Source organism: Microbacterium sp. NPDC089190, assembly GCF_040701795.1.
GTDB lineage: Bacteria > Actinomycetota > Actinomycetes > Actinomycetales > Microbacteriaceae > Microbacterium > Microbacterium galbum.
Map to the genome: position 1 here is coordinate 327582 of NZ_JBFBHF010000001.1, position 25278 is coordinate 352859.

General features: G+C 69.0%; 27 protein-coding genes. 11 read left to right on the top strand and 16 right to left on the bottom strand.

The window, feature by feature from the left end:
* The 14 genes from AB0230_RS01610 to AB0230_RS01675 form a co-directional block, all read right to left on the bottom strand.
* On the bottom strand, positions 1-597 hold the full coding sequence (locus AB0230_RS01610; protein ID WP_315993185.1) for a GrpB family protein: 597 nt from the start codon (positions 595-597) through the stop codon (positions 1-3).
* A 64-nt stretch (positions 598-661) separates the two neighbouring features.
* On the bottom strand, positions 662-1738 hold the full coding sequence (gene prfA, locus AB0230_RS01615) for a peptide chain release factor 1 (RefSeq protein ID WP_363578941.1): 1077 nt from the start codon (positions 1736-1738) through the stop codon (positions 662-664).
* 32 nt (positions 1739-1770) lie between these two features.
* Positions 1771-3954: a transcription termination factor Rho gene (gene rho, locus AB0230_RS01620; RefSeq protein WP_366373565.1), complete on the bottom strand. Its 2184-nt coding sequence runs from the start codon at positions 3952-3954 to the stop codon at positions 1771-1773.
* Between the two features lie 153 nt (positions 3955-4107).
* Positions 4108-5040 (bottom strand): homoserine kinase, encoded by a 933-nt coding sequence (thrB, locus tag AB0230_RS01625; protein ID WP_315993187.1) that lies wholly within the window; start codon positions 5038-5040, stop codon positions 4108-4110.
* A complete protein-coding gene (gene thrC, locus AB0230_RS01630) occupies positions 5037-6119 on the bottom strand; it encodes a threonine synthase (protein ID WP_315993188.1) in 1083 nt (360 codons plus the stop codon). The genes thrB and thrC overlap by 4 nt, the downstream gene beginning before the upstream one ends.
* A 1-nt stretch (position 6120) precedes the next feature.
* The gene (locus AB0230_RS01635; RefSeq protein WP_363392777.1) at positions 6121-7443 is read right to left on the bottom strand and encodes a homoserine dehydrogenase; all 1323 of its coding nucleotides are present in this window, start codon (positions 7441-7443) and stop codon (positions 6121-6123) included.
* Positions 7440-8870 (bottom strand): diaminopimelate decarboxylase, encoded by a 1431-nt coding sequence (gene lysA, locus AB0230_RS01640; RefSeq protein ID WP_363392780.1) that lies wholly within the window; start codon positions 8868-8870, stop codon positions 7440-7442. The genes AB0230_RS01635 and lysA overlap by 4 nt, the downstream gene beginning before the upstream one ends.
* A gap of 173 nt (positions 8871-9043) precedes the next feature.
* Positions 9044-11275 carry a M60 family metallopeptidase gene (locus AB0230_RS01645; protein ID WP_366373567.1) on the bottom strand — a complete coding sequence of 744 codons (2232 nt, stop codon included), beginning with the start codon at positions 11273-11275 and terminating at the stop codon, positions 9044-9046.
* Between the two features lie 201 nt (positions 11276-11476).
* On the bottom strand, positions 11477-12253 hold the full coding sequence (locus tag AB0230_RS01650; protein ID WP_366373569.1) for a DUF2993 domain-containing protein: 777 nt from the start codon (positions 12251-12253) through the stop codon (positions 11477-11479).
* 3 nt (positions 12254-12256) lie between these two features.
* On the bottom strand, positions 12257-13921 hold the full coding sequence (locus AB0230_RS01655; protein ID WP_366373571.1) for an arginine--tRNA ligase: 1665 nt from the start codon (positions 13919-13921) through the stop codon (positions 12257-12259).
* A gap of 76 nt (positions 13922-13997) precedes the next feature.
* The gene (locus AB0230_RS01660; RefSeq protein ID WP_366373573.1) at positions 13998-14807 is read right to left on the bottom strand and encodes a transglutaminase family protein; all 810 of its coding nucleotides are present in this window, start codon (positions 14805-14807) and stop codon (positions 13998-14000) included.
* A gap of 78 nt (positions 14808-14885) precedes the next feature.
* Positions 14886-15359 (bottom strand): hypothetical protein, encoded by a 474-nt coding sequence (locus tag AB0230_RS01665; protein ID WP_366373575.1) that lies wholly within the window; start codon positions 15357-15359, stop codon positions 14886-14888.
* Entirely contained in the window at positions 15356-16504 is a 1149-nt protein-coding gene (locus tag AB0230_RS01670) for a serine/threonine-protein kinase (protein WP_366373577.1), read from the bottom strand. The genes AB0230_RS01665 and AB0230_RS01670 overlap by 4 nt, the downstream gene beginning before the upstream one ends.
* 33 nt (positions 16505-16537) lie before the next feature.
* A complete protein-coding gene (locus AB0230_RS01675) occupies positions 16538-16792 on the bottom strand; it encodes a DUF6458 family protein (protein WP_108319361.1) in 255 nt (84 codons plus the stop codon).
* A 172-nt stretch (positions 16793-16964) separates the two neighbouring features.
* Here AB0230_RS01675 and AB0230_RS01680 point away from each other — a divergent pair, with 172 nt between their 5' ends.
* From AB0230_RS01680 to AB0230_RS01720, 9 genes are all read left to right on the top strand, one after another.
* Complete coding sequence (locus AB0230_RS01680) at positions 16965-18074, top strand: hypothetical protein (protein ID WP_366373579.1); 1110 nt, start codon at positions 16965-16967, stop codon at positions 18072-18074.
* A gap of 170 nt (positions 18075-18244) precedes the next feature.
* Entirely contained in the window at positions 18245-18442 is a 198-nt protein-coding gene (locus AB0230_RS01685) for a DUF2188 domain-containing protein (RefSeq protein WP_315993198.1), read from the top strand.
* Between the two features lie 418 nt (positions 18443-18860).
* Positions 18861-19358 carry a hypothetical protein gene (locus AB0230_RS01690; protein ID WP_366373581.1) on the top strand — a complete coding sequence of 166 codons (498 nt, stop codon included), beginning with the start codon at positions 18861-18863 and terminating at the stop codon, positions 19356-19358.
* A 250-nt stretch (positions 19359-19608) separates the two neighbouring features.
* Positions 19609-20145, top strand: a complete 537-nt coding sequence (locus AB0230_RS01695; protein WP_366373583.1) for a hypothetical protein — start codon at positions 19609-19611, stop codon at positions 20143-20145.
* Complete coding sequence (locus AB0230_RS01700) at positions 20142-20474, top strand: hypothetical protein (protein ID WP_366373585.1); 333 nt, start codon at positions 20142-20144, stop codon at positions 20472-20474. The genes AB0230_RS01695 and AB0230_RS01700 overlap by 4 nt, the downstream gene beginning before the upstream one ends.
* A complete protein-coding gene (locus AB0230_RS01705) occupies positions 20471-20821 on the top strand; it encodes a helix-turn-helix transcriptional regulator (RefSeq protein WP_366373587.1) in 351 nt (116 codons plus the stop codon). Before AB0230_RS01700 ends, AB0230_RS01705 begins: the two co-directional genes overlap by 4 nt.
* A gap of 151 nt (positions 20822-20972) precedes the next feature.
* Positions 20973-21434, top strand: coding sequence for a hypothetical protein (locus AB0230_RS01710; protein WP_366373589.1), 462 nt, complete (start codon positions 20973-20975; stop codon positions 21432-21434).
* Between the two features lie 468 nt (positions 21435-21902).
* Positions 21903-23183 (top strand): tyrosine-type recombinase/integrase, encoded by a 1281-nt coding sequence (locus AB0230_RS01715; RefSeq protein WP_366373591.1) that lies wholly within the window; start codon positions 21903-21905, stop codon positions 23181-23183.
* A gap of 228 nt (positions 23184-23411) precedes the next feature.
* The gene (locus tag AB0230_RS01720; RefSeq protein ID WP_366373593.1) at positions 23412-23672 is read left to right on the top strand and encodes a hypothetical protein; all 261 of its coding nucleotides are present in this window, start codon (positions 23412-23414) and stop codon (positions 23670-23672) included.
* 5 nt (positions 23673-23677) lie between these two features.
* Here AB0230_RS01720 and AB0230_RS01725 read toward each other — a convergent pair whose 3' ends face one another.
* Together AB0230_RS01725 and AB0230_RS01730 are read right to left on the bottom strand one after the other, a co-directional pair.
* Positions 23678-23917, bottom strand: coding sequence for a DUF3263 domain-containing protein (locus AB0230_RS01725; RefSeq protein ID WP_366373595.1), 240 nt, complete (start codon positions 23915-23917; stop codon positions 23678-23680).
* A 214-nt stretch (positions 23918-24131) separates the two neighbouring features.
* Positions 24132-24647 (bottom strand): SHOCT domain-containing protein, encoded by a 516-nt coding sequence (locus AB0230_RS01730; protein ID WP_366373597.1) that lies wholly within the window; start codon positions 24645-24647, stop codon positions 24132-24134.
* A gap of 64 nt (positions 24648-24711) precedes the next feature.
* Here AB0230_RS01730 and AB0230_RS01735 point away from each other — a divergent pair, with 64 nt between their 5' ends.
* Both AB0230_RS01735 and AB0230_RS01740 read left to right on the top strand, forming a co-directional pair.
* A complete protein-coding gene (locus AB0230_RS01735) occupies positions 24712-24996 on the top strand; it encodes a hypothetical protein (protein WP_366373599.1) in 285 nt (94 codons plus the stop codon).
* Positions 24997-25046: 50 nt separating this feature from the next.
* Complete coding sequence (locus AB0230_RS01740; RefSeq protein WP_366373601.1) at positions 25047-25250, top strand: hypothetical protein; 204 nt, start codon at positions 25047-25049, stop codon at positions 25248-25250.
* The last annotated feature ends 28 nt before the right edge of the window (positions 25251-25278 follow it).

Sequence of the window (25278 nt, forward strand, 5' to 3'; positions counted from 1 at the left end):
CTATCCGGAGATCAGCCCCGCGGCGACGAACGCACGGGCGTAGATCGCCCGGACGGTGGCCTGCTTGCGCTCGTTGTAGGCGCTCATGAGACCGTCCTCGGCGACCTCGCGCTTCACGCGTGCGTAGAGCGCCCGGTCGTCGGCATCCGCCCGCAGATGGTCGCGGAAGATCAGGTGGCGGGCGGCCTCGGGGCTGTCGGGCGGCCAGACGTGCAGGTGGACGGCGGGCTCGCTCGCGACCAGGAGCCGGTGCCCGAGCCACCACGGCTCGCGCACGCGCAGGGCGAAGCCCGCGGCCTCGAGGGTCGGCACGTAGGCATCCTCGTCGTCGGTGTCGGCGACGGTGAGATCGACGTCGATCACCGGCTTGGCCGCCAGCCCGGGCACCGCGGTGGAGCCGACGTGGTCGACGCGGATCGCCCGCTGCCCGAGAGCGTCGTGGATGCGATCGCGCACCGTCGCGAAGGTCAGGGGCCAGGTGGCATCCGCGTCGACGATCTCGATCCGCCGTGCCTGTGCGGGCTCCCCCACCCACGGCGAGGCACCGGGAGGCGGGGGCGTGTCGTCGAACGCGACGATGCGGGCAGCGGAGGGCACCCACCGACCCTACGACAGACGGGGCGAAGCGTCCGGTCGGCCGCCGGCGAGGGGGTTCGGCAGGTCAGCCGTCGGCGAGGGCGACGAGACGCGCCTCTTCGTCGGCGATGATCGCCGATTCGATGATCGGGCCGAGCGCGCCGTCCATCACCTGGTCGAGGTTGTAGGCCTTGTACCCGGTGCGATGATCCGCGATGCGGTTCTCGGGGAAGTTGTATGTGCGGATGCGCTCGGAGCGATCCATTCCGCGGATCTGCGAGCGCCGCGCGTCGGCGGCGACGGCGTCGCGCTCCTCCTGCTGCTTGGCGAGCAACCGGGCGCGCAGCACGCGCATGCCGGCCTCGCGGTTCTGCAGCTGCGACTTCTCGTTCTGCATCGACACCACGATGCCCGTGGGCACGTGGGTGATGCGCACCGCGGAGTCGGTCGTGTTGACCGACTGCCCACCCGGTCCCGAGGAGCGGAAGACGTCGATCTTCAGGTCGTTGGGGTCGATCGCGACCTCTTCGGGCTCGTCGACCTCGGGGAAGACGAGAACACCCGTCGTCGACGTGTGGATGCGGCCCTGCGACTCGGTCGCGGGCACGCGCTGCACGCGGTGCACGCCGCCCTCGTACTTCAGGTGCGCCCAGACGCCCTGCGCGGGATCGCTCGAGGAGCCCTTGATGGCGACCTGGACGTCTTTGTACCCGCCCAGGTCGGATTCGGTGCGCTCGAGCAGTTCCGTCTTCCACCCCATGGATGCCGCGTACTGCAGGTACATACGCAGCAGATCGGCCGCGAAGAGGGCGCTCTCCGCTCCCCCCTCGCCGCCTTTGATCTCCATGATGACGTCACGCGCGTCGTCGGGGTCGCGCGGGATGAGCAGGCGCCTCAAGCGCTCCTGCGTCTGCGCCACGCGCTCCTCGAGGGCGGGGACCTCCTCGGCGAAGGCCTCGTCTTCACGGGCGAGTTCGCGTGCCGCGTCGAGGTCGTCGGACGCCGCGGTCCACGCTTCGTGGGCCGCGACGATCCGCGACAGTTCGGCATAGCGCCGGTTGACGCGCTTGGCGCGCGCGGCGTCCGCGTGCACGGCCGGGTCGGAGAGCTCCTCCTGAACGGCCTTGTGCTCCTCGAGCAGGCCGCGGACCGACTCGAACATCGCGGGCTCCGCCATCGCGCCAGCTCCCCCGATCAGCGGATGCTGTTGTCGTCACCGCCGCGCGCGGGCGCCGGGATCGACTTCTGCATCTGCACGAGGAACTCGACGTTGGACTGCGTCTCCTTGAGCTTGCCGAGCACGACCTCGAGAGCCTGCTGCGGCTCGAGACCGGCCAGGGCGCGGCGGAGCTTCCAGGTGATCTTGACCTCGTCGGGCGAGAGCAGCATCTCTTCGCGGCGGGTGCTCGACGCGTTGACATCGACGGCCGGGAAGATGCGCTTGTCAGCGAGCTGGCGGTTCAGACGCAGCTCACTGTTGCCCGTGCCCTTGAACTCCTCGAAGATGACGTCGTCCATCTTCGACCCGGTCTCCACGAGCGCGGTCGCGAGGATCGTGAGCGATCCGCCGTTCTCGATGTTGCGCGCGGCGCCGAAGAAGCGCTTCGGCGGGTACAGCGCCGACGCGTCGACGCCACCGCTGAGGACGCGGCCGGAGGTGGGGGCGGCGAGGTTGTACGCGCGGCCGAGACGGGTGATCGAGTCGAGCAGCACGACGACGTCGCGACCGAGCTCCACGAGACGCTTGGCGCGCTCGATGGCGAGCTCGGCGACGGTGGTGTGGTCTTCCGCCGGACGGTCGAACGTCGAGGCGATGACCTCGCCGCGCACCGTGCGCTGCATGTCGGTGACCTCTTCGGGGCGCTCGTCGACGAGCACGACCATGAGGTGGACCTCGGGGTTGTTGTGCGCGATCGCGTTGGCGATCTGCTGCAGCACGATCGTCTTGCCCGCCTTCGGGGGCGCGACGATGAGACCGCGCTGACCCTTGCCCACCGGGGCGACCAGGTCGATGATGCGCTGCGTGAGCTTCTCGGGACCGGTCTCGAGGCGCAGGCGCTCCTGCGGGTAGAGCGGCGTGAGGTTGTTGAACTCGACACGGGCGGCTGCGTCGTCGACCGACAGCCCGTTGATCGAGTCGACCTGCACGAGGGCGTTGTACTTCTGGCGACCCTGCTGCTCGCCCTCGCGGGGCTGCTTGATGGCGCCGACGACGGCGTCGCCCTTGCGCAGGTTGTACTTCTTCACCTGGCCGAGCGAGACGTAGACGTCGCTCGGACCGGGCAGGTAGCCGGTGGTGCGCACGAAGGCGTAGTTGTCGAGCACGTCGAGGACGCCGGCGATCGGGACGAGGACGTCGTCCTCGCCGATCTCGGTCTCGAACTCGTCGCCCGTCGTGTTCTGCCCGCGGCGCTTGTTGCGCTGGCGGTTGCGGCTGTTCGCCGGACCCTGCTGCTGCTGGGCCTGCTGACCGTTCTGGCCGCTGTTCTCGCGCTGACCGCTCTGCGAGCCCGCGTCGCGCTGGCCGCTCTGCGTCGGCGCCTCGGCCTCGTCGGCGGACGTGGAGGCCGCGGCGTCGTTCTTCTCGGCGGCGTCGGCCTTGTTGCGGTTGCGGTTGCGCGACCGGCTCCGACCGCGACCGCGAGCGGGGGTCTCGTCGGTCTGCTCGGCGGAGTCGCTCGCGTCGGCGGCCTGCTCCGACTGCTCGGTCGCGTTCTCGGCGTCGGCATCGGGCGCCGCGTCGGCGGCGACGTCGGCGGCGTTCGTGACGGGCGTGGTGGGCTCCTCGGCCGGGGCGTCGGCGGCCGGAGCCTCGGATGCCGGAGCCTCGGATGCCGTGGCCTCCGCGGCGGCCTCGTCGGAGGGCGCGGTGGTCTCGGTGTCGGCGGGCGCGCTGGCGGCCTCGGCAGCGGCAGCCTCGGCAGCGGCGGCCTCGGCGGCGGCCTTCTCCTCGGCGGTTGCGCTCTTGGCGCGGCGCGGCGCGCGCTTGCGGGGGGCGCGGGCGGGCTTCTCGGCCGGGGCCGGCTCCTCCGTGGCGGGCGCGTCGGCGGCGGCGGCGTCCGCAGCCGCGGCGGTGTCAGCAGCCGGCGCATCCGCGGTCGGCTCGTCCGCGGCCGGCGCGTCAGCCGCCGGCTCCTCGGCGGGCGTCTCGACGGCATCGGCCGGGAACAGCGCCTCGGGCTGCGCGTCGGCGGCGGCGTCGTCGGCCGGGGCGTCAGCGCCCTCGCCGTCGGTGGCGTCCGCCTCGAGTGCGTCGGCGGCGGGCGCGTCGGCCGCCGCGGTGTCGGTGCCGTCCGCCGCAGCCGTGGGCTGCTCCTCGGCGGGGTTCTCCGCGCTCTCGGGCGCGTCGACGGGCTGGGTCTCGGAGATGGACTCCACGAGTGCTCCTCAGAAAATGAAACGTGATCAGATCGCGCTTCGCCATGCAGAACGCAGACGAAGAGACACCAGCGGTTCGGAAGACTGCAGCCGATACCGGGTTCGCGATGTGTTGCGGATTTCGCAGGTGTGCAGAGGCTCAGATTCGCGAATTTACGCGGAACCCTCTGCGTTTTTCACTGTACCACCCTTGACGTCGACGGCGAGCATGAGGGCCTGCCACGGGGTGTCGACGACGGATGCCATAAGATCCGCCGCCGCGAGTCGCTGTCCGGGCCCGTCCGCGAGCACGAGCACGCTGGGGCCCGCCCCCGACACCACCGCCGCATAGCCCTCGGCCCGCAGCGCCCGCACGAGCCTGTCGGTCTCGGGCATCGCCTGGGCGCGGTAGTTCTGATGCAGCTTGTCCTCGGTGGCCGCCATCAGCAGCTCGGGGCTCTGCGTCATCGCCGCGATCAGCAGGGCGGAACGCGAGACGTTGAACACGGCGTCCTCGCGGGGCACCTGCAGCGGCTGCAGGCTGCGCGCGACGGCGGTCGACATCGTGAAGCTCGGCACGAAGACCAGCGGCGAGACACCGCGGTGCACGATGAGCTGCTTGTGCTGCGGGCCCTCGGCATCCATCCAGGCGATGGTCAGACCGCCGAACAGTCCGGGGGCCACGTTGTCGGGGTGGCCCTCCATCTCGGTGGCCAGGCGCAGGAGGTCGACGTCGCTGAAGGCGACCTCCCCCTCGAGCAGGCCCGTGGCGGCCAGGATGCCGGCCACCACGGCGGCACCGGACGAGCCCATGCCGCGCCCGTGCGGGATGACGTTGCGTGCGCTCAGCCGCAGACCGGGAAGGGTGCGGCCGACCGAGGCGTAGGTGTGCGCCATCGCGCGCACGACGAGGTGCGACGCGTCGCGGGGGACGTCGGCCGTCCCCTCCCCCTCGACCTCGATCTCGAGGCGGTCGCCGTCGAGCTGCTCGACGACGAGTTCGTCGTAGACGCTGAGGGCCAGGCCCAGGGTGTCGAAGCCGGGACCGAGGTTCGCGCTGGTGGCGGGAACGCGGACGGCGACCCGGCGACCGGGGCCTGAGCTCACGCGGTCACCGGCTGCAGGTCGAGCACGGAGGCGACCTCCGAGGTGGCGGCGTCGACCACGGTCGGCTCGACCGTCGTGCCGTCGGCCTTGCGCAGAGCCCACTGCGGGTCCTTCAGGCCGTGCCCGGTGACGGTCAGCACGACCTTCGCACCCGACGGGACGACGCCCGCCTCGGCACGGCTGAGCAGACCCGCGACGCTGATAGCCGACGCGGGCTCGACGAAGACGCCGACCTCGCCCGCGAGGATCTTCTGCGCCTCGAGGATGCCCTCGTCGTCGATCGCGCCGAACCAGCCGTCGGTGGCCTCGCGGGCCTCGAGAGCGAGCTCCCACGACGCCGGGTTGCCGATGCGGATCGCGCTGGCGATCGTCTCGGGGTTCTTCACGACCTCGCCGCGCACGAGGGGCGCGGACCCGGCTGCCTGCAGACCGAACATGCGGGGCACCTTCGTCGCGACGCCGCGAGCTGCTTCCTCGCGGTAGCCGCGCGAGTAGGCGGTGTAGTTGCCGGCGTTGCCGACGGGGATGAAGTGGAAGTCGGGGGCATCGCCCAGCTGCTCGACGACCTCGTAGGCCGCGGTCTTCTGCCCTTCGATGCGGTCGGGGTTGACCGAGTTCACGAGGTGCACCGGGTAGTGATCGGCGAGCTCCCGCGCGATTTCGAGGCAGTCGTCGAAGTTGCCGCGGATCTGGATGAGACGGCCGTTGTGCGCCACCGCCTGACTCAGCTTGCCCATGGCGATCTTGCCCTCGGGCACGAGCACCGCGGCGGTGATACCGGCGTGCGCGGCGTAGGCGGCGGCGGAGGCCGAGGTGTTACCGGTGGAGGCGCAGATGACGGCCTTGGCGCCGTGCTCGACGGCGCGCGAGAGCGCCACGGTCATGCCGCGGTCCTTGAACGACCCGGTGGGGTTCATGCCCTCGAACTTGACCCACACGTCGGCGCCGGTTCGGCGCGAGAGCGCCGGGGCGGGGATGAGGGGTGTGCCGCCCTCGCCGAGCGTGACCACGGTGGAGGCGTCGGTGACACCCAGACGGTCGGCGTATTCGCGGAGGACTCCGCGCCAGAGGTGAGCCATGTCAGTTCCCTTCCACGCGCAGCACGGAGACCACGCGCTCGACGACGCCGCTCGCGGCGAGACGCTCGACGGTCTCGCTCAGGTCCTGCTCGCGGGCCTTGTGTGTTCCGATGACCAGCCGGGCGGAACCGCCGGTCTGGGTGTTCTCGTCCGCCTCGATCACGGTCTGCTCGACGGTCGCGATCGACACGCGGCCCTCGCTCAGGATGCCGGCGACGGTCGCCAGCACGCCCGGCTGATCGTCGACCTCGAGCGTGATCTGGTAACGCGTGATGACGTGCCCGATCGGCACGGCCGGCAGGTTCGCGCGCGTGGACTCGCCCACCCCGACGCCTCCGGCGATGTGCCGGCGCGCCGCCGAGACGACGTCGCCGAGCACGGCGGAGGCCGTCTGCACGCCGCCGGCGCCCGCGCCGTAGAACATGAGGTCGCCGGCCGCCTCGGCCTGGACGAAGACGGCGTTGTTGGCGCCGTGGACGCTGGCGAGCGGGTGCGACCGATCGACGAGGGCGGGGTAGACGCGCACGGAGATGGACTCCGAGCCGTCGGCGGCCGTCAGACGCTCGCACACGGCGAGCAGCTTGATGACGTACCCCGCGTGACGAGCGGACTCGATCATCGCGGCGTCGACCGAGGTGATGCCCTCTCGGTGCACGGCATCCAGGGGAACCGTCGTGTGGAAGGCCAGGCTCGCGAGGATCGCGGCCTTCTGCGCGGCGTCGTAGCCCTCGACGTCGGCGGTGGGGTCGGCCTCGGCGTACCCGAGCTGCTGCGCCTGGGCCAGGACATCGGCGAAGTCGGCGCCCTCGGTGTCCATGCGGTCGAGGATGTAGTTCGTCGTGCCGTTGACGATGCCCATGATGCGCACGACGCGGTCGCCGGCGAGCGAGTCGCGCAGCGGGCGGATGATCGGGATGGCACCGGCGGCGGCGGCCTCGTAGTACACCTCGGCGCCGACCTGGTCGGCGGCCTCGAAGACCTCGGAGCCGTGGGTCGCGAGCAGCGCCTTGTTGGCGGTGACGACGTCGGCGCCCGAGGCGATCGCGTGCAGCACCTGCGTGCGGGCCGGCTCGATCCCGCCCATGAGTTCGATCACGATGTCGCTGCCGACGATGAGGGTCTCGGCATCCGTCGTGAAGAGCTCGCGCGGGAGGTCGGCGTCGCGCTTGGAGTCGACGTTGCGCACGGCGATGCCGGCGAGTTCGAGCTTGGCGCCCGCGCGGTCGGCGAGCTCGTCGCCGTGCTTGAGCAGCAGGTCGGCGACCTGCGAGCCGACGGCGCCGGCGCCGAGGAGCGCCACGCGGAGCGTGCGGTAGTCGGTCATGCGGTGTCTCCGTGGGGTGTTGCGGTGGGGGCGGATGCCGGGATGCCGGCGTCGCGCGAGAGCAGATCGTCGATGGTCTCCCCGCGCACGATCACGCGGGCCTGTCCCCCGCGCACCGCGACGACGGGCGGGCGGGGCGTGTAGTTGTAGTTGCTCGCGAGCGAGAAGCAGTAGGCGCCGGTGGCGGGCACGGCCAGCAGGTCGCCCGGTGTGACGTCGGCGGGGAGGTACTCGGCATCCACGACGATGTCACCCGACTCGCAGTGGTGGCCGACGACGCGCGAGAGCGCCGGGGTCTCGGAGCTCGTGCGCGAGACGATGCGCGCGGAGAAATCGGCGCCGTAGAGAGCGGGGCGGGCGTTGTCGCTCATTCCGCCGTCGACGCTGACGTAGGTGCGCTCGAGGTCCTCGGCGGCCGTGACCGTCTTGACCGTCCCGACCTCGTACAGCGTCACCCCGGCCTGGCCGACGATGACACGACCGGGCTCGGTGGCGACGTCGGGCATCGGGATGCCGCGCACGGCGCACTCGTCGGCGATGGCGTCCAGGATGCCGTCGGCGATCTCCTCGATGGGCTTCGGGTCGTCGACCGAGGTGTAGGAGATGCCGAAGCCGCCGCCGACGTTGAGGAGGGGGATCTCTCCCCCGGCCAGCAGGTCGGCGTGCAGGTCGACCAGGCGTGCGGCCGATTCGCGGAATCCGGACGAGTCGAAGATCTGCGAGCCGATGTGGGCGTGCAGGCCGACGAAGCGCAGGCTGGTGAGCTCGCGGATGCGCGCGACGGCCTCGGCCGCGCCGTCGAGCGAGAAGCCGAACTTCTGGTCTTCGTGCGCGGTCGCGAGGAACGCGTGGGTCTCGGCGTGCACGCCGGTGCGAACGCGCACGAGCACGGACTGCACGGCGCCGCGGCGCTCGGCGATCGCGGCCAGGCGCTCGATCTCGATGGGGCTGTCGACGACGACCGAGCCGATGCCGACCTCGACCGCGCGCTCCAGCTCGCGCACGCTCTTGTTGTTGCCGTGGAAGCCGAGGCGCGCGGGGGCTGCTCCCCCGGCGAGGGCGACCTCGAGCTCGCCGCGCGTGCACACGTCGACGGAGAGTCCCTCGTCGACGACCCACCGCACGACCTCGGTCGACAGGAACGCCTTTCCGGCGTAGTAGACGCGAGCCCGGATCCCGTGACGCGCCGCCGCCGAGTCGAACGCGGCGCGGGCGCGGCGGGCGTGCTCGCGCACCTCGTCCTCGTCGAGGACGTACAGCGGGGTGCCGAAGCGGTCACGCAGATCGAAGACGGAGACGCCTCCGATCTCGACGGAGCCGTCGTCGACGCGACGAGCGGACGCGGGCCAGACGGGGGCGACGAGCTCGTTCGCTTCGGCCGGAGTGGTGAGCCACTCGGGCACGAGCGCGGAGTGCGAGGCGGACACAGAGGGACCAATCGGGTTTTGCGGCGACGCGACGGCCGCGGATCACGGCTGCCACCCCCGCGGAGAGTCACGCGGCGGGCAGCCCGATCAGTCTAGGGCACCGCGTATGCCGCTCCCTTCCCGTGTCCGGTGGCGCCGCCCCGCGTCCGCAGCCGCCGGGCTCCGGGCGGCCGTCAGACCACGAACCGCCCCCCGCGGATGGTCAGCGTCTGAGGCGTCATGGACAGGGACCCGGTCTGCACGCTGTCCGCGTAGACGCGCACCCGGGAGGGCTCCGCGGCGGTGACGAGGAGCCGGTACCCGTTCGACACCGACATGCCGTCGAGCGCCGTCACGACCTTGTCGTGGGTGTCGTCTCCGTTCACGGTCACCGTGACGAGCGTCCGGCCCCGCGCGTTCTGCAGAGCGACCTGGTAGTACAGCTTCCCCGTGAAGTAGTAGTCGTGCGGGGCGACACCGGTCGAGGTGACCACGAGGCGCTTCCCGTCTCGGCTCATGCCGATCCATCCGGAACGGACGTCGTAGATGCCCACGAATCCGAGCGCCGAGGTGACGGTGACCGGAACCGTCCGCGTCAGCGCCTCCCGCGTGGCATCCGATGACTGGAGGATCGCGAGAAGCCGCCCCTCCATCGAACCGACGTTGATCGCGACGGACTCGCGCGCGACGAGGGTGCTCGTCGACCCGGCGAGCGTCGACAGACCGGTCACCTCGCCTGACGAGGCCGTGCGGTCGCCCAGGTACAGGCTCACGTTCTCCGCCGTCAGCGTGCCGATGGGGAGGTCGTACCCCGCGTCCCGCTCGCGGTGCGCGTCTCGGGAGTCGATGGCGGTCCAGATCTGGTTCTGCAGCGCGGGATGCGCGCTCAACGTCGTCAGAACCGCTGACGTGATCGGAACGCCCCACGCGGTGAAGAACGGGCCGAGGTCGCGCTCGGCCACCTGGGAGGCCACCTGGGCGAAGAGGTCCTTCTTGTCCTGGTCGGAAGAGGGCATCGACAGCCCGCGGATCCGTCGGACGCGGTACGCCTGATCGACCGCCGGATAGAACCCCTCGCCGAAGGACTGCCGGAGCTGATCGAAGAGGAAGAGCGGATAGAACGGATCCTCGTCCGTCAGCTGCGCGAAGCTCCGGTCCCCGACGGCCTGGGCGAAGTACCGCGCGATCCGGTCCTCGGCCTCGGGCCACTCGTCCAGACGGTGGTGGCCGGTATGACGCTGTTGGAGGGCGAGCGAGGAGATGTTGACCGTCACCTCACCCAGTCCGCTCCACGTGTACGACGGGGTCTGGAACGTGTGTCCGACCTCGTGCCAGATGCCCCACGAGTCGGAGTCGGCGAGCAGCGCCTCACTGGCACCCGTGTCGACCTGGAAGCACAGCCACTGACTCGTCGCGAAGGCCCACCCCGCCCCGCTGTCCGCTCCGCTGAAATACACGCGACCGGCGTGCTTGCGTCCGACCCCGACCGCGGCATAGCTCAACCCGTAGACGTCGCAGGTCGACGAGAGCACCCGATCGAGCCGCGCCACGGTGTCGGCGGGATCCCATGCGACGTTCCGGGCGGCCATGTCGTCGATCACCCGTCGCTGGACGTCGACGAACACCCGGTCGCCGACGAGCGTGACGACGGGTACCGACGACGCGGCCAGTCGGGAGGCGAACTCAGCCGATGTCGTCCGGTCCTTCACCCACACGGGCTGCGCGGAGCCGCCCGACACCGTCAGCTCCACAGCCTGGCTGTCGGAGTGATTGATGACGTAGACGATTCCGTCCTGGGCGGCGGTGATGCTCTGACTTCCCGTCGTCAACGTCGTCACGGAGAGATCGGTGCCCGTGCCGCCGTTGAACGCCTTCCAGGGCCCGCGCGCGCCGATCGCCAGAGACAGGGTCGCCGGGGCCCCGTCCGGCACCTCCACCTGGAGCACCTGCTTCGCCCGCACGTGTCGTCCGGTGGGTTGCAGATCGCTGTGTGCGAAGCCCCGGTTCTCGACGGTCGCGATGTCGTCCTGATACCCGTGCGCGAGCGCGAGGACGCGGGTCGAGGCGCCCGTCTCGTCATGCCGGATGACGGTCGCCTCCCGCACCTCGAGCGCCGTGCTGGTCGCCCCCGAGGACGTGGATGCCGTGATGCCGAGGCTCCCGGGGGCGGCATCGGTGCGCACGCGCACCGACGTCGTGTACGCGCCCGAGGAGTCCGTGACGCCCGTCGGTCGTTCGATGATCGCGCGGGCGGGGTCGTCCAGCGAGAGGGACACGGCGTCGCCGGCGCGAGGCCGTCCATCGGCGTCGATACTCGTGACCCTCACGGTCGCCGTCTCATCGGGGTAGGCGGCCGCGCGGGACGACGTCAGCGTCACGCGGTCGGTCCGGCTCGCCGCCGCGTGCGCAGGCAGTGCCGCGCTCACGCTCAGAACTGGAATCGTCCACGCGCCTGCGGTGAGAACCCTGCGACGTGACACCGCGGACATGCCGACCTCCTCATGACGCGCCGCGGTCGCGGCATCCGTCCGTCGACCCCGACCATAGGCAGGCTCACGCCGGTCGGCGGTCGCGCTCACCGACGCGGAGGACGGGTGACGCGGTCGGTGATCGCGATGCGCGGCCGGTCAGCTGCAGGAGCCGTCGGCCTGCAGCGCGGGGTCGTCGAGGATGCCGCCCGCGAGGTCGAAGGCGGCCACGAGGCTCTGGCCCTGCACCGTCGCGGAGGTCAGCGTGAGGCCGGCCGGGAGGCGATCGGCGATGCACAGGCTCTGCGGGCCGAGGACCGCGTCGGCCACGCCGCCGAACTGCGCGCGCAGCGTGTCGGCGTCGATGGTGTTGCCGCCGAGTTCGAACGACGTCGGGGTGAGGGTCAGGTCGCCGGACGCTGCGCCCGGGGTGACCGAGACGCCCACGGGGATGCCGACGCCGAAGAGCGACAGCTCGTTCGTGAAGGTGAGATCGGGCGCGGCCATCGCCACCGTGCCCGACGGGAAATCGGGGATCTGCGCGAGCAGCGCCCGCAACTGCTCCTCATCGAGACGCACCGAGGCCGATCCTCCGTCGGCAGGACCCTCACCCGACACCGGCACGCCCTGCATCTCCACGAGGACGTCACCGGTGATGGGGCCCAAGGTCACGTCGTCCGAGCTGACCGTGACGTCGTCGAGGCGCCCTGCGATCAGCTGCGGGAGCACGATTCCGCTCACCGACACGTCGAGGTTCTGGTCGTCGGCCAGGCCGACGTTCTTCACGACCAGCGAGCGGACCGTGTTCGTCACGAGGGAGCGTGCGATGAACTCGGCGGCCACCACGGCACCCGCCAGCAGCACGACGACCACGAGGAGGATCGCGATCCATCGACCTGAACGGCGGCGGGGGGCCACGGCATCCGCGTCCGTCATGGACTACATCCGCTCCGGAGCGCCGACGCCGAGCAGCGTGAGGCCGTTGCGGAGCACCTGACCGGTGGCGTCGTTGAGCCACAGGCGCGTGCGGTGCACCGACTCGACCGGGGCGTCACCGAGCGGGATGACGCGGCAGTTGTCGTACCACCGGTGGTACAGGCCGGCGAGCTCTTCGAGGTAGCGCGCGACGCGGTGCGGCTCGCGCACCTCGGCGGCGAACGCGACGACCCGGGGGTACTCCTGCAGGGCTCCGAGAAGCGCCGACTCGGTCTCGTGATCGAGAAGCTCCGGGGCGAACTCCGAGCGGTCGACACCCGAGTCGGCGGCGTTGCGTGCGACGTTGTGCGTGCGCGCGTGGGCGTACTGCACGTAGAAGACCGGGTTGTCGTTGGTGCGCTTCTGCAGGATCTCGGGGTCGAGCGTCAGCGGCGAGTCGGCCGGATACCGTGCGAGCGAGTAGCGCAGCGCGTCGGTGCCGAGCCACTGCTGCAGGTCGTCGAGCTCGATGATGTTGCCCGCGCGCTTGGACAGCTTGGCACCGTTGATCGACACGAGCTGTCCGATGAGCACCTCGATGTCCTTCTCGGGGTCGTCGCCCGCGGCGCCGGCGAGCGCCTTGAGACGGTGGACGTAGCCGTGGTGATCGGCGCCGAGGAGGTAGATCTTGTGCGCGAAGCCGCGGTCGCCCTTGTTGAGGTAGTAGGCGGCATCGGCGGCGAAGTACGTGTACTCCCCGTTGGAGCGACGGATGACGCGGTCTTTGTCGTCGCCGAAATCGGTGGTGCGCACCCAGACGGCGCCCTCGTCGTCGAAGACATGGCCCTGTTCGCGCAGACGGTCGACCGCCTCGTCGACGAGACTCGGCTGCGCATCGACGTGCGCGTGCAGCGTGCGCTCGGAGAACCAGACGTCGAAGTGGACGTTGAAGCGCTCGAGAGAGGCCTGGATCTCGCCCAGCTGGAAGCGATAGGCCAGTTCGGTGGCGACGGCCACCTGCTCGGCGCGATCGAGATCGCGCAGGTCGGGGCGCTCCGCCAGCACCCGCTCGGCGAGCGCTCCGATGTACGCCCCGCCGTATCCGTCGTCGGGGGTCGGCTCGCCGTGCGCCGCGGCCACGACGGAGCGGCCGAAGCGCTCCATCTGGGCGCCGGCGTCGTTGATGTAGAACTCGCGGACGAGCGTCGCACCGCTCGCGAGCAGCACGCGGGCGATGGCATCGCCGAGAGCCGCCCACCGGGTGTGGCCGATGTGCAGGGGTCCGGTCGGGTTCGCGCTGACGAACTCGAGGTTGATGGTGTTCCCGCGCTGGGAGTCGTTCGTTCCGAACGCGGCGCCCTGCTCGACGATGACCTTCGCGAGCGCGCCGGCGGCAGCGGCATCCAGTCGGATGTTGATGAAGCCGGGGCCGGCGACCTCGACGCTCGCGACGCCGTCGACCGCCTCGAGACCGGCGGCGATCTCCGCGGCGAACTCGCGCGGGTTCGCTCCGACGACCTTCGACAGCTTGAGTGCCGCGTTGGACGCCCAGTCGCCGTGGTCGCGGTTCTTCGGCCGCTCCAGCGGGAGGTCGGCGGCGGTGATCCCCGCCGAGGAGCCCTCTCGTCGCGCCTCGGCGAGCGGGGCGATGACGACGAGGAGGGCTGCGGAGAGGGCTGCGGGATCCATAACCCTGCAAGTCTAGGCGGAGCGGGGCGGGACCCCCTCCGTGACGACGAACCGCCGGAGGCGACCGCGGAGCGCGTCAGCCGATCTGCACCAGCGCGGCGTGGTCGTCGGGGGTCGTGGCATCCGGAGTCTCGTCGTCGAAGACCGCGTCGACGTGCAGGCGTTCCAGCCCCACGTATCCCCCGTGGTAGCTGAGGAAGGCGCAGTCGGCGGCGTCGCGCCCCGTCGCGATGCGGACGAGCGAGCGGCGATCCGCGAGACGGGTCGCGTCCACGACGTACCAGGCGCCGTCGATGTAGGCCTCGGCGACGGCGTGGAAGTCCATCGGCTCGAGGCCGGGGGCGTAGCACGCGGCATACCGTGCCGGCATGTCCATCGCCCGCAGGAGCGCGATGACGACGTGGGCGTAGTCGCGGCACACGCCCTGGCCGGTCATGAGCGTCGTGACCGCGCTGTCGGTGCCGAGGCTCAGGCCCGGGGTGTAGGTGACGGTGGATGCCACGAACGACGACACCGCGGTCAGCAGCTCTTCACCGGCGAGCCCGCGGAACTGGCGACGTGCCTGCGAGAACACCTCGTCGGACTGGCAGTAGCGGCTCGGGCGCAGGTAGGTGATGGTCTCGAGGTCGCTCGTGCGGGGGCTCTGCGCGGGACCGGCGACGACGGCGTCGTACCGCACCGTCAGGGGGCCCTGCTCGCCGGTGACGCGGTGAAGGCGGCTGCCGGACTGGTCGACGATCTCGGTGGGCGTGTACACGCGATCACCCTGCGAGAACGTCAGGTCCTCGCTCAGCAGAGGGACCCCCTGGGCGGCGGAGATCTGGAAGATGAGGTCGACGGATGCCCCGAGATCGAGGTCCAGTTCAGCGGTCACGCGGCGCGGCACCGGGCAATCCTCGCACGGCGCGCGGGCGTGGGGGCCATCCCCGCGCACCTGTTCCGCGACACGCCGCCGCCGGCATGCTCACCCGTCCTTCTTGCCCGGCCCCTTGCCGTTCCCCGGCCCCTTCTCGTCGCCCGGCTTCTTGTCGGACGGGCCCCCGCCGTTCCCGCCTCCGCCGGTGTCATCCGTGCCGTCGTCGACGACGTCCTGCTGGTCGTCGGGTGCGGGCTCGGTCGTCTGCGCCGGCTCGGGCTCGGGCGTGGGTGCGGGGGTGGGGACCAGACCGGTGAGATCGGCACGGACCGTCGCGATGCGCGTCAGGATGGCGTCCGCCTCCTCGGCGGTGATCTCCCCCGCGTCGCGGCGGGCGGTGACCTCGGCCTCGAGCGCGTCGAGGCTCGCGAGCGCCGAGGCGTAGTCGCCGGCCGACGCCTGCTCCGCGATCGTCTGCACGTTCTGCTGCCACGCGGTGGGCGCGGCGGGCGGGGTGCAGCCGGCGAGGGCCAGGGCTGCGGCCACGGCCACGACGCCGGCGAGGGAAGCGCGACGGATCATTCCCCGACCTCCTTCCACAGGTCGTCGACGTGCTGATCGAGCGGCTGGGGCAGTGCGGGCAGATCGGGCTCGGGGGCTCCCCCGGCTCCGGCTGCCACGGCGGCGGTCACTCCCCCCGCGGCGAGGACGGCGGCGACGACGGATGCCACCACCACAGCACGTCGAGACGGACGACGCCGCGAACGGGGCACCGGGGATCCCCCCGGCGTCGAGGCGTCGAAGACGCGCGTCGGGGCGGTGGCTCCGGACACCGCCGGCATACGCGCGGTCGTTCCCCCTCCCGGGGCGGGCACCGCCACGTTCGACAACGTGCGCAGCGCGACGATGACGCCCGCGGCATCCGGTCGTTCGGCGGGGTCGATGGCCGTCATCCGCTCGAGCACGTCCCGCCACCCGGAGGGGATGTGCGCGGGGATCTCAGGCGGGGAGACGAGCCGGGCGGCGAGCGCTTCATGCGGGGTGCGGGAGCCGAACGGGCGTGAACCGGTCAGGGCCTCCAGCAGCACGAGTCCGAGCGCGTACACGTCGCTCGGGGGTGCGGCCGGCATCCCGCGCGCCTGTTCGGGGCTCAGGTAAGCGGCCGTTCCGATCACGGTGTCGGCCCGTGTCACGCGGGTGGCCCCGACGAGCGAGGCGATGCCGAAGTCGGCGAGAGTCGCCCGCGGGGTCTCCCCCGTGTGCGCGGCGGGTCGCATCAGGATGTTCGACGGCTTCACGTCGCGGTGCACGATCCCTCGCCCGTGGATCACGGCGAACGCCTCCGCGACCTCGCGCCCCACGCGCGCGGCCTCGGGCCCGCCGAGACGACCCCGCGCGATGAGGTCGGTGAGCGTCGGGCCCGCAATGAGCTCCATCGCCAGATAGGCGGGCGTCGCGTCGAGCCGTGCGTCGTAGAGGGTGACGAGCGACGGATGCGACAGCGAGGCGAGCAGGCGGATCTCCGACCGGACGCGGGCGACGTCGGAGGGATCGGCACCGTCCCCGTCGATGACCTTGATGGCGAGGGTGCGCTCGAGAGCGGTGTCGACCGCCTCGTACACGCGCGCGTAACCGCCCCGGCCGAGCAGACGGCCGAGGCGGTAGCGTCCGTCGAACAGGTCGCCCGCGGGCGAGTCGTCGGCGACGGTGCGCGTCGGTTCGGTCATGGGTGTACCTCCGGGGTGGCGACCCCGGGGGACTCAGACGAGGTCGTCGTTGGACGAGCGCGTGGTCGAGCGGGTGACCTGGGCGCCCCCCACTCCTTCGGTGCGGGTGACCGTATCGGTTTGCCGACGACGCACGAGCAGCACGACGCCGATCAGGAACACGACGACGCCGGCTCCCATCATGATGTAGCCGACCATGCTCAAGCTGACGTAGTCGTTGGGCAGGTTCACGGCGAAGGCGAGGATGGCGCCGATGACGAACAGCGCGATGCCGGCTCCGATGCTCATGGCAGATCCTTTCGACGGAAGGTCTCAGCATCCCAACCGTCCGCGAAAGAGCGGCAGGTCTTGACAAGAGGTCGGGACGGGCGATGCCCGATCCGGCGGACGCGTCTTTCACCCGCCCCCGACGCGATGCCGCGACCCGCGACCATCCCGCGCCCCGGGAGACTGACCGACGATGTCCCGCGAACAGCCCCTCCCGAGTCGTACCGGCGAAGCCGATCATCTGCATGTCGACGCCCTCGGGGTGACCGTGCGCATCGACCTCGACGGCGTGCCCCCCGCCGACCGCGTCTCGATCGGAGAAGCCTGGTCCGGGGCCCGGCACGACGAGGCCACGCTCGCTGCCGCGATCGTCTCCCCGCGCCCGCGCTTCCTCTCCGACGAGACCATGTCCGACCTGTCGACCCAGGTGACGCTCTCCGCCCTCTCCGCGCGGCGCGGAGACCTGTGGCTCGTCCATGCCGGCGCCATCGCCGACGATGACGGACGCGTCGTGCTGTTCTCGGGTCGGTCGGGGATGGGCAAGACCACCCTCATGTCGAGCCTCGCGCGCGACTACGCCTACCTGAGCGACGAGAGCGTCGGCGTCGCACCGGACGGGAGCGTCCTGCCCTACCGCAAACCTCTGTCGATCGTCGACGGTGCCGGCCGCGCCAAGAAGCAGGTGTCGCCCCGCGGTCTCGGTCTGCGCGATCTCCCGCCCACCCCGCTCCGCCTGCACGCCGTCGTGGCGCTCGATCGTCAGCCGCGGAGCACCGAGGCCGCCCTCGAGCCCCTCGACATCGCGGATGCCGTGGCAGCGATCGCGCCGCAGTGCAGTTATCTCGCCGAATTGCCGCGTCCCTTGGAGACGCTGATCGGCCACGTCAGCGCGGTCGGCGGAGCGCTGCGTCTGCGCTACGCGGAAGCCGCGGACGTGCTTCCCCTCATCCGCGATCTGTTCGCCGTGCCACGGCCGGCGTCACGCGAGCCGATCGTCTCGCAACGCGCCGAGGCCACCCGAGGCGCGAGCGGCTTCACCCGCACGCCCGTGGTGGATGCCGTGGCTCTCTCGGGCGCGCGTCTCGCGCTGCTGCGCCGCGCACCGGACGACGAGACGACGATCCACCTCGTCGACGGGATCGGACCGGTGCTCTGGCGGGCAGCCGACGGCGCCTCGTTCGACGACCTCGTGGCTGCCGCGGTGCACGCGCACGGCGAACCGCGCGGCGGAGACGCCGGAGATGCCGTCCGTGCCGCCCTGACGGCGCTGTGCGACGCCGGGCTGATCGCCGAGCGCCCCTGACGACGACGCCGCGACGCCGTGCCGGGCCTCCGCCGCCCGGGCATGGCCGCATCCGCGGACACCGCCTCGGGAGGTGACGTGAGGGGTGAAAGACCCTGTCGCCCGCCCGCCCGCCCCTTCACGTGTCAACCCCGCACCGCGCGAAGAACGACCGGTGTCTGCTGGATGCCATGAGCCAGAACGACGTGACGACCAGATCGAACCGGGGCCAGTGGGAGAACGCGGTGGAGGGCCGACCCGAGCTGTCGGCGAGCTTCTCCAGCAAGGAGGAAGCCGTCGACCAGGGGCGCGCCACCGCCGACGAACTCGGCTCGCGGCACCTCGTCGAGGACGCCGAGCCGACCGGCGCGCCGACCGACGAGGGCTGACGGCCCCGGGAATCAGAAAGGCCGCGGTCATCGACCGCGGCCTTCGTCACATGTGCCCCCGACAGGAATCGAACCTGCGACCTTTGGTACCGGAACTCTACGCCTGATCTACACTGAGCACAGAAACACGCGAAATCCACCGTCTTTTCGCGGGTTTGGGTGGGCGCCATCGGGCACCATCGTGTGGTGGATGGGTACACCCGATGGCACCCTCTTGTTATCCGTGTAGATCACAGGTACTGTGCTCCATATGGACACGCAACAAGATGTCTCGGGAGCAAGAACTGCCCGAGCAGTACCAGTACCTTCAGACGCACTCTCCTGGGCTGACGCCGACGCACCTGTATTCGAGTCGCGCCTGCTTCAGCACGTTATCTCGGGCTCGCCCCGCTGGGAACCACTAGTCGTAGAGGCCCGGGTGGATCGCACCTACACCACTCTTGCTAGTTTCAAGCGTCAGGTAGAGGACGAGCTGCGCGACCTCAATCTCGAACGCTCACGCATGCAAGCTTCATGCTGGGCGCGGGGGAAAGCCGGCAGCAGTGACTGGTTCAAGTATGAGCTTGAGCACAAGGAGAAGCGAGCGAAGCTCGGCAGTAAGTCGTCGGCCATCACCACAGCTCTTGCGCTTGTGAAGCCGCACATGAAGGTTGCGAGACAGCGACGCGCAGATGAAGCGTACGCGGGACTTCTGGCCAATCAATTTGAGGCTTCCACCGAGAACGGCGCAGCCATGCGTGCGCTCATTTTTGGTCTCGTAGGCGCGATCCAGGAGCACAAAGAGTCGATCGAGAGTTCGGCAAACACGCCGACCGTCTCGGACCGGGCTCTCTGGTCATCGCTGGCGCGGATGAAGATGCCCACGCGCGACGGCGAGGTAGCACTGCGCGAATGGTTCTTGCGGAGTGTCCAGTGACATTCTGCGCGTGCGGCTGGCCCGCCCCCGACGACTTGAGGGACCGCAAATCCTTGTTGGACTTGGTCCGTTCGCACTACTCCCGGTGCTCGCTTGGAAACGTTACGGTCCCCGACTGCGTCGACTGCGGACTGCCGATAACGCTCGATCTGCATCCCGCCGCACCGTCTCACGATTCTTGTCGTGCCCCGGTGCTCCCCAAGACGCGTCTCGTCGCCGCTGGCCTACCCACTCTCGGAAGGAGATAACAATGCACATCGACAAGTACCTGCGCATGAACGTTCAGGGTGAGCTCTTCATCATCGACAGCGCTGACGGAACCGAGGTCTCGCTAGTCGACCACTACCGCTCGAAAGACGACGAGCGTTTGGGCCGGTGGCGCTGGCCCGAATATCCGGGATACGTCGTCTATCCGCACACCGTAGACCTCCGCCCGTCATCTGCTCGGGGTCGTGGTGTGACCGTGTTGGATGAGGCTCTTCCTCGCCTCTACACCGTCTGGGAGGGCCGCGCGGAGGAGTTCGCGCATCTCAGGAAGGACAGCGGCAACCAGATGATGGCCCGACATGCAGCAGAAGCCTACTTCGAGGCTCACCCTGCACCTAAGCCCGCATGGCACGACGCGAAGCCCGGAGAGGTGTGGGAACTTTCCTTCCTCCCCGACACTCTCGATACGGCGGCTTACGTCGCTGGGGACTGGCTATTTGTCGGTCAAGGTCATGGCGTTCCCAAGGTCGACAGCCGCATCGAGTCGGCTCGTCGCATCTGGCCGGAGTTGGCGTCGTGAACGGCTGGCGCTGGCCCCAGAACGAGGACGTGATCGTTTCCCGGCTTGAGAACGGCAATTACCGCGTGTTCCGCGAGTCGACGGGCGAGGAGCGATTCTGCGACGGTAAGCACAGTCATAACGCTTGGGAGACGGCCGCTTCCGATTTCGCCGATGAACTCGTATCCACCGATGAACAAGTCACGCGGCTTAGTTATTACGACCCGGCCCGTCAAGAACGAACCAGCGAACATCGGTTCTGCGTACTCGAGGATGGCGAGTGGTGGTTCGGGCACGGGATGTCATGCCGCTACGCGGACATCCACGGCATTCCGGAGGTGGCGTCGTGAGCATCGCTCAGGCCGACCTTGAGATTGGCGCAGCCGTCCGCAAAGCGCGTGAGCTCACCGGACTGCGGCAGAAAGACCTCGCAACAAACATGCGGGGACGCGGGTTCTCATGGCACCAGGCGACTGTCGGGATGGTTGAGAACGGCGAGCGGCCCCTCCGCGTTTCTGAGGCTTACGCGCTGGCCGAGGTCATCATGCTCGAACTGTTCGTAACACCGGACCCGCAGACTTTCCGCGAGGCGGCAGCGTTCCGACGCATGAGGGACGCAATGCAGGAGGTAGGCGACGACGACTGGGACCAGACGCGCCACTGGCGCCGCTCCCCCGGCGAGGATGTGGCGCCGTGAGCCAGCCCAGCGTTTGGTTCGAGTTGCGGGCGGCGGTACTCCGCGCCCTGGACTTCCACTACTTCGGTCGACTCTCACACGAGGACCGACTGCGCATCGCAGAGCAAGTCGCCAGGGACGCCGAAGACCTGGCGGAAGGGCTCAGTAAGCCATGATTCCCAGCAATCCCGAGACTCTCCTCATCAGCAGTTCCCGGACTGTGCACCGCTACTCCTGCCCAAGCATCAAGCACTACCAGGCAGGTCGCCGGCCGGTGCAGTACGACGGCGAGGAGTTTGCCCACTGGGTGGATGCCAACTTCGACCCCGAGACGGACCGCCACGCCTACAAGAGGTGCGGCACTTGCTCCCCCGACGTACCCGAATGGAAGACACGAACGCGCGTCTCCCGCAAAAGTGTTGCCGGCCTCACTCTGTCCGATCTGGGACGTCAAGTTTGCGACCTCGGACGCCTGCTGACCGTGGCTTACGGTCCTGCGCAGCGAGTAACCCTCGGCGTCGATGCAGACGGGGTGCACGACATTCACGTCTTTGACCAGAGCGAGTTTGTGTGGTTCGAGCAAAAGCTGAAGCTAACGCCTCGGGAAGAGAAGGAGGGCGTTCGATGGGAATGACAGGAGCAGAACGTCAGGCCCGGGTGCGCGCCCGCCATAGGGGCGAGGTGGAGCCCCTCTCGGACCCTTTCCTGGGCATAGTGCCCGGCACGGTCGTCATCCACGTTGTCGAAGGATCCGGCCCGTCCCTGTGCGGGAAATTGCCGCCATTCTCGCCGGTCGTCTCCCGTGAACAGTTGCGACCGTGCCTGGCCTGCGCTGGCCCGGCGGCTATGCGGCTTGGTATGGCGGAGTTGGTCTTGGATGTCGTGGAAGAGCGGAGCCTGGCGAAATGACAGACCAGCGGCGCAACCGCCCGGAGCGTGCTGAGTGGCAAGCGGCAGCAGCCGTGATGTGGGCGACCGGACGGAGCAAACATAGCGTCACCCGCGGGCATGGCACACTCACCTTCCGCGCAGTGGACGAAGTACCGATCGAACCTCCACTTTCGGCTTATGCCATAGCGGCCCGTCGTCGAGCGAAGCTGAGGTGGCTCGATTGACCCGCGGAAAAGGAGAGGGCTCGATCGCGTTCGACCAGGCCAAGCGCTTGTGGGTCGGTCGTATCGAGTTACCCGCGCACGACTTCGACGAGCACGGTGTACCGAAGCGTCGGCGGCGCATCATTCGCCGCAAGGACAAGTCCGAAGTCATGCGCGAGATGCAGAAGCTTCGGAAGCAGCTCGAGGACCGCGGCGACTTACCCACGGCTTCGCAGACGACCGGCACGTGGTTGTCGTATTGGTTGCGTGAGATTGCACCCAGGGAGCGGCGCCCGAAGACGATGGTGTCATACCGGTCGGTCATGGCGACACACATCATCCCTGTCATCGGGAGGGTGCGGCTGGACAAGCTGACGCCGGCGGATGTGCGGAAGGTGACGGCTCGGATGGCTTCGGCTGGTGCGTCGTCGACGTCGCAGCGGAATGCGTTCAGCATCCTCTCCGCAGCGCTCCGTACGGCGGAGCGTGAGGGCAGGATTCCCCGCAACCCGTGCGACCTCATGGACGCCCCCAGGAAGGCCGTAGCGAAGCTTGACGTGCTGACCGTGGACGAAGCCCGGCGGCTACTGAACACGCTATCGGGGACGCTCGAGGGGGCGTTGTGGGCGACGTACATCCTCACCGGGGCGAGGCGGGGTGAAGTGCTCGGTTTCCGGTGGGACAGCATCCAATTCGACGGGCAACCGCGTATCGAGCTCTCGTGGCAGTTGCAGCGTCTCGGGTGGGCTCACGGGTGCGGTGAGAAGCCGGAGAAGAGTGACAGGTGGCCGTGCGGGTTCATCCGCGGCCACGCTTGCCACTCACGCTGGTTGGACGTGCCGGCCGACTACGAGTACGAACACCTCAGCAACGGCATGTATCTCACGCGCCCGAAGTCGAAGGCAGGGTGGCGTGTCATCCCCCTCGTGGAACCCCTGTACTCGTACCTCGCGTGGGTGAAGGCGAACACGTCGAGCAATGAGTGGGGGTTGGTGTTCACGGATGCGGATGGTGGGCCGATCGACCCGGATAAGGCGTCGAAGGCGTGGCCGCTCGCGTTGAAGGCGGCGGGGATCAACAAGCCGGGTGTGCGGTTGCATGATGCCCGTCACACGGCTGTTGACCTGTTGTATGCGGCGAAGGTGCCTGAGGACGTGATTATGCGGATTGTGGGGCATTCGACGCGGGCGATGTCGCGTTCGTATGCGTCGGGTGTGGATGATGCGCGTGATCGGGATGCGATGCGGTCTGTTTCTTCGGTGTTGGGGTTTGGTGTGTTGGAGTCATGACTTGTGATCCAGCCGGATCATGTGTAGCGTGCTCAATATGAAGCACAACACCACCAGGCCGGTGGCGGTGAACGCAGAACCGCACACCCCCAGAAGAAGTCCAGCGGACAACGGGGTCCGCGCCAACGGCAACGAGAACCCATCCCCCCGCTTGAAGGATTGACCTGTGGGACAGCATCAGCACAGAAGAACGAACGCCGCACACACGCGGCAGGAAGCGACACGACGATGAGCAAGCGCAAGTGTGTATCTTGCGGCAAGGATCCCGCAGAGGGGTTCGCGTCGGTCTACCGCGACGGCAAGGAACAGTGGTACTGCCACCCCGACGATGGAGAATCCTGCTACGTGGGCGGGTCGAGCGAACCTACGATGGGCGAGCTAGCGAAATGGCTGCGTCGCAATCCCGGGCCGCAGCAGGTGGCCGGATTCACGGTGAAGTACGTGGGCAGTTTTCCGTACGCGGATGACTGGCGCCGCTCCGATGAGTGATCCGCTTATCGTTTCGGCTTCATAAGCCTTGCGCTTATGCGGTGTGCGACGAGTGGTTGGGCGGCTTGCCCTTCCATCGAAGCAGCCGCATCGAAGAGGAGCATGAAATATCGGGCGGGTGGGATGCCGAACGTGGCCCGGATCGCCTCATCCTTCCGACCCGACCAGACCGGCCACTCCCCCTCGAACGCTAGTAACTCGGCTGGGGTTGGCATGAACCACATGCTGCACCCAACCACCGACATTGAGAGAAGATGAGTAGATGAGTGACAGGGCAGCGGAGATCGCAGAAGCGTTCGGTGAGGTCGGTCGAGCGATGGAACAGTACGCCGAGACGGTGAGCGCGAAGATGGTTGCTCTCGGCGCGGCCTTTGCTCCTACGCATGAGCCCGAATAGATCTCCCTGGAACGACGAACTACGCCCCTCCCGCGTGATTGCAGGAGGGGCGTTCGTCTTTATCAGAAGCGAGCGAGCAGTTCAGCTTTCTTCGTCGCGAACTCTTCCTCCGTCAACACGCCTGCGTCACGCAGGCCCGCAAGCTGCTGCAACTGTGCAGTGATGTCCGGTGCGGGAGCCGCCGGCACGGCAGAGGCTGGTGCGGCGGGAGCCTGCGCCGGGTGTGACCCCAACATCAAGCGGGTGAGCGTGTCCTTCACAATCTTCGCTTCAGCGTGAGACACCCGAAAGTCGACAGTGTTACCCGCCGTGATGACGGAAACCTTCGAGTTCATCATCCCGTCCCTCGATGTCGTAATCGAAGTGATCGACTGAACGGGGATCATCTCAGTGCCAGCCTTGCCGTTCTTCACGCCGGTAGCCAGCATCGAGAGGCCACCTGTGAGGACACCGGCCGTAATCTTGCCCCCCGATACTCCCCGCGCTTTGTCCCACTCGACACGGTCTGCGTAAATGCTGACCTTCGCGTTCTTCCCGGCGATGTGCGACGTGAACTGGTACAGCGGGTCGGTGTTCATGTGTTCCCCCTTGGTTTGGGGGTCAGCATATCCAGTGTCGGCGGGCGCGGGTATGGTTCCTGGCGTGGGGTCCACCAAAGTCAGTGACGAGAAACTGTCACAAGTGCTGTCGTCGGTGAAGCCGGTGACGCTCCCCCATCAGGCGTACGGCCGGCAACCCATCGAATGGTTCGAGGGGAAGCGTCCGGTGTGGGCGTGGGTGCAGTGGCCGAACCGTGCCGCCACCCGTGAACCGGCGTGGGCTGTCGGCGCTAACGATCGCGTCGTGATCCTTGAGGTGCCGTGTGAGGGTGGGCATTGGCAGCCCGTCGTCTGGCGCAACGCCGTCACCGTACGCGCTATGGCGTGACGCGATCACATGTCGATAACCTCAAGATCCATTCACAGAGGGGGGCGGCTGTGTCCGCATGGGTAGATCAGATATTCGGCGCAGGTCAGGTCGGTTCAGGCGGTGTAGTTCGGCGCAACGTCGCCGACGTAGCCGCGTATGGCGCATTCGACGAGATCGTCGACCGAGCTAAGGCGAACGGCTGGCACGTGATCGAGACCGGCAACCAGATCATCGTGCTGTGCCATGCAGGCGCATTGGTGATTCACGCCTGAACGACAAAACGCCCCCGGCGTCCCTCAT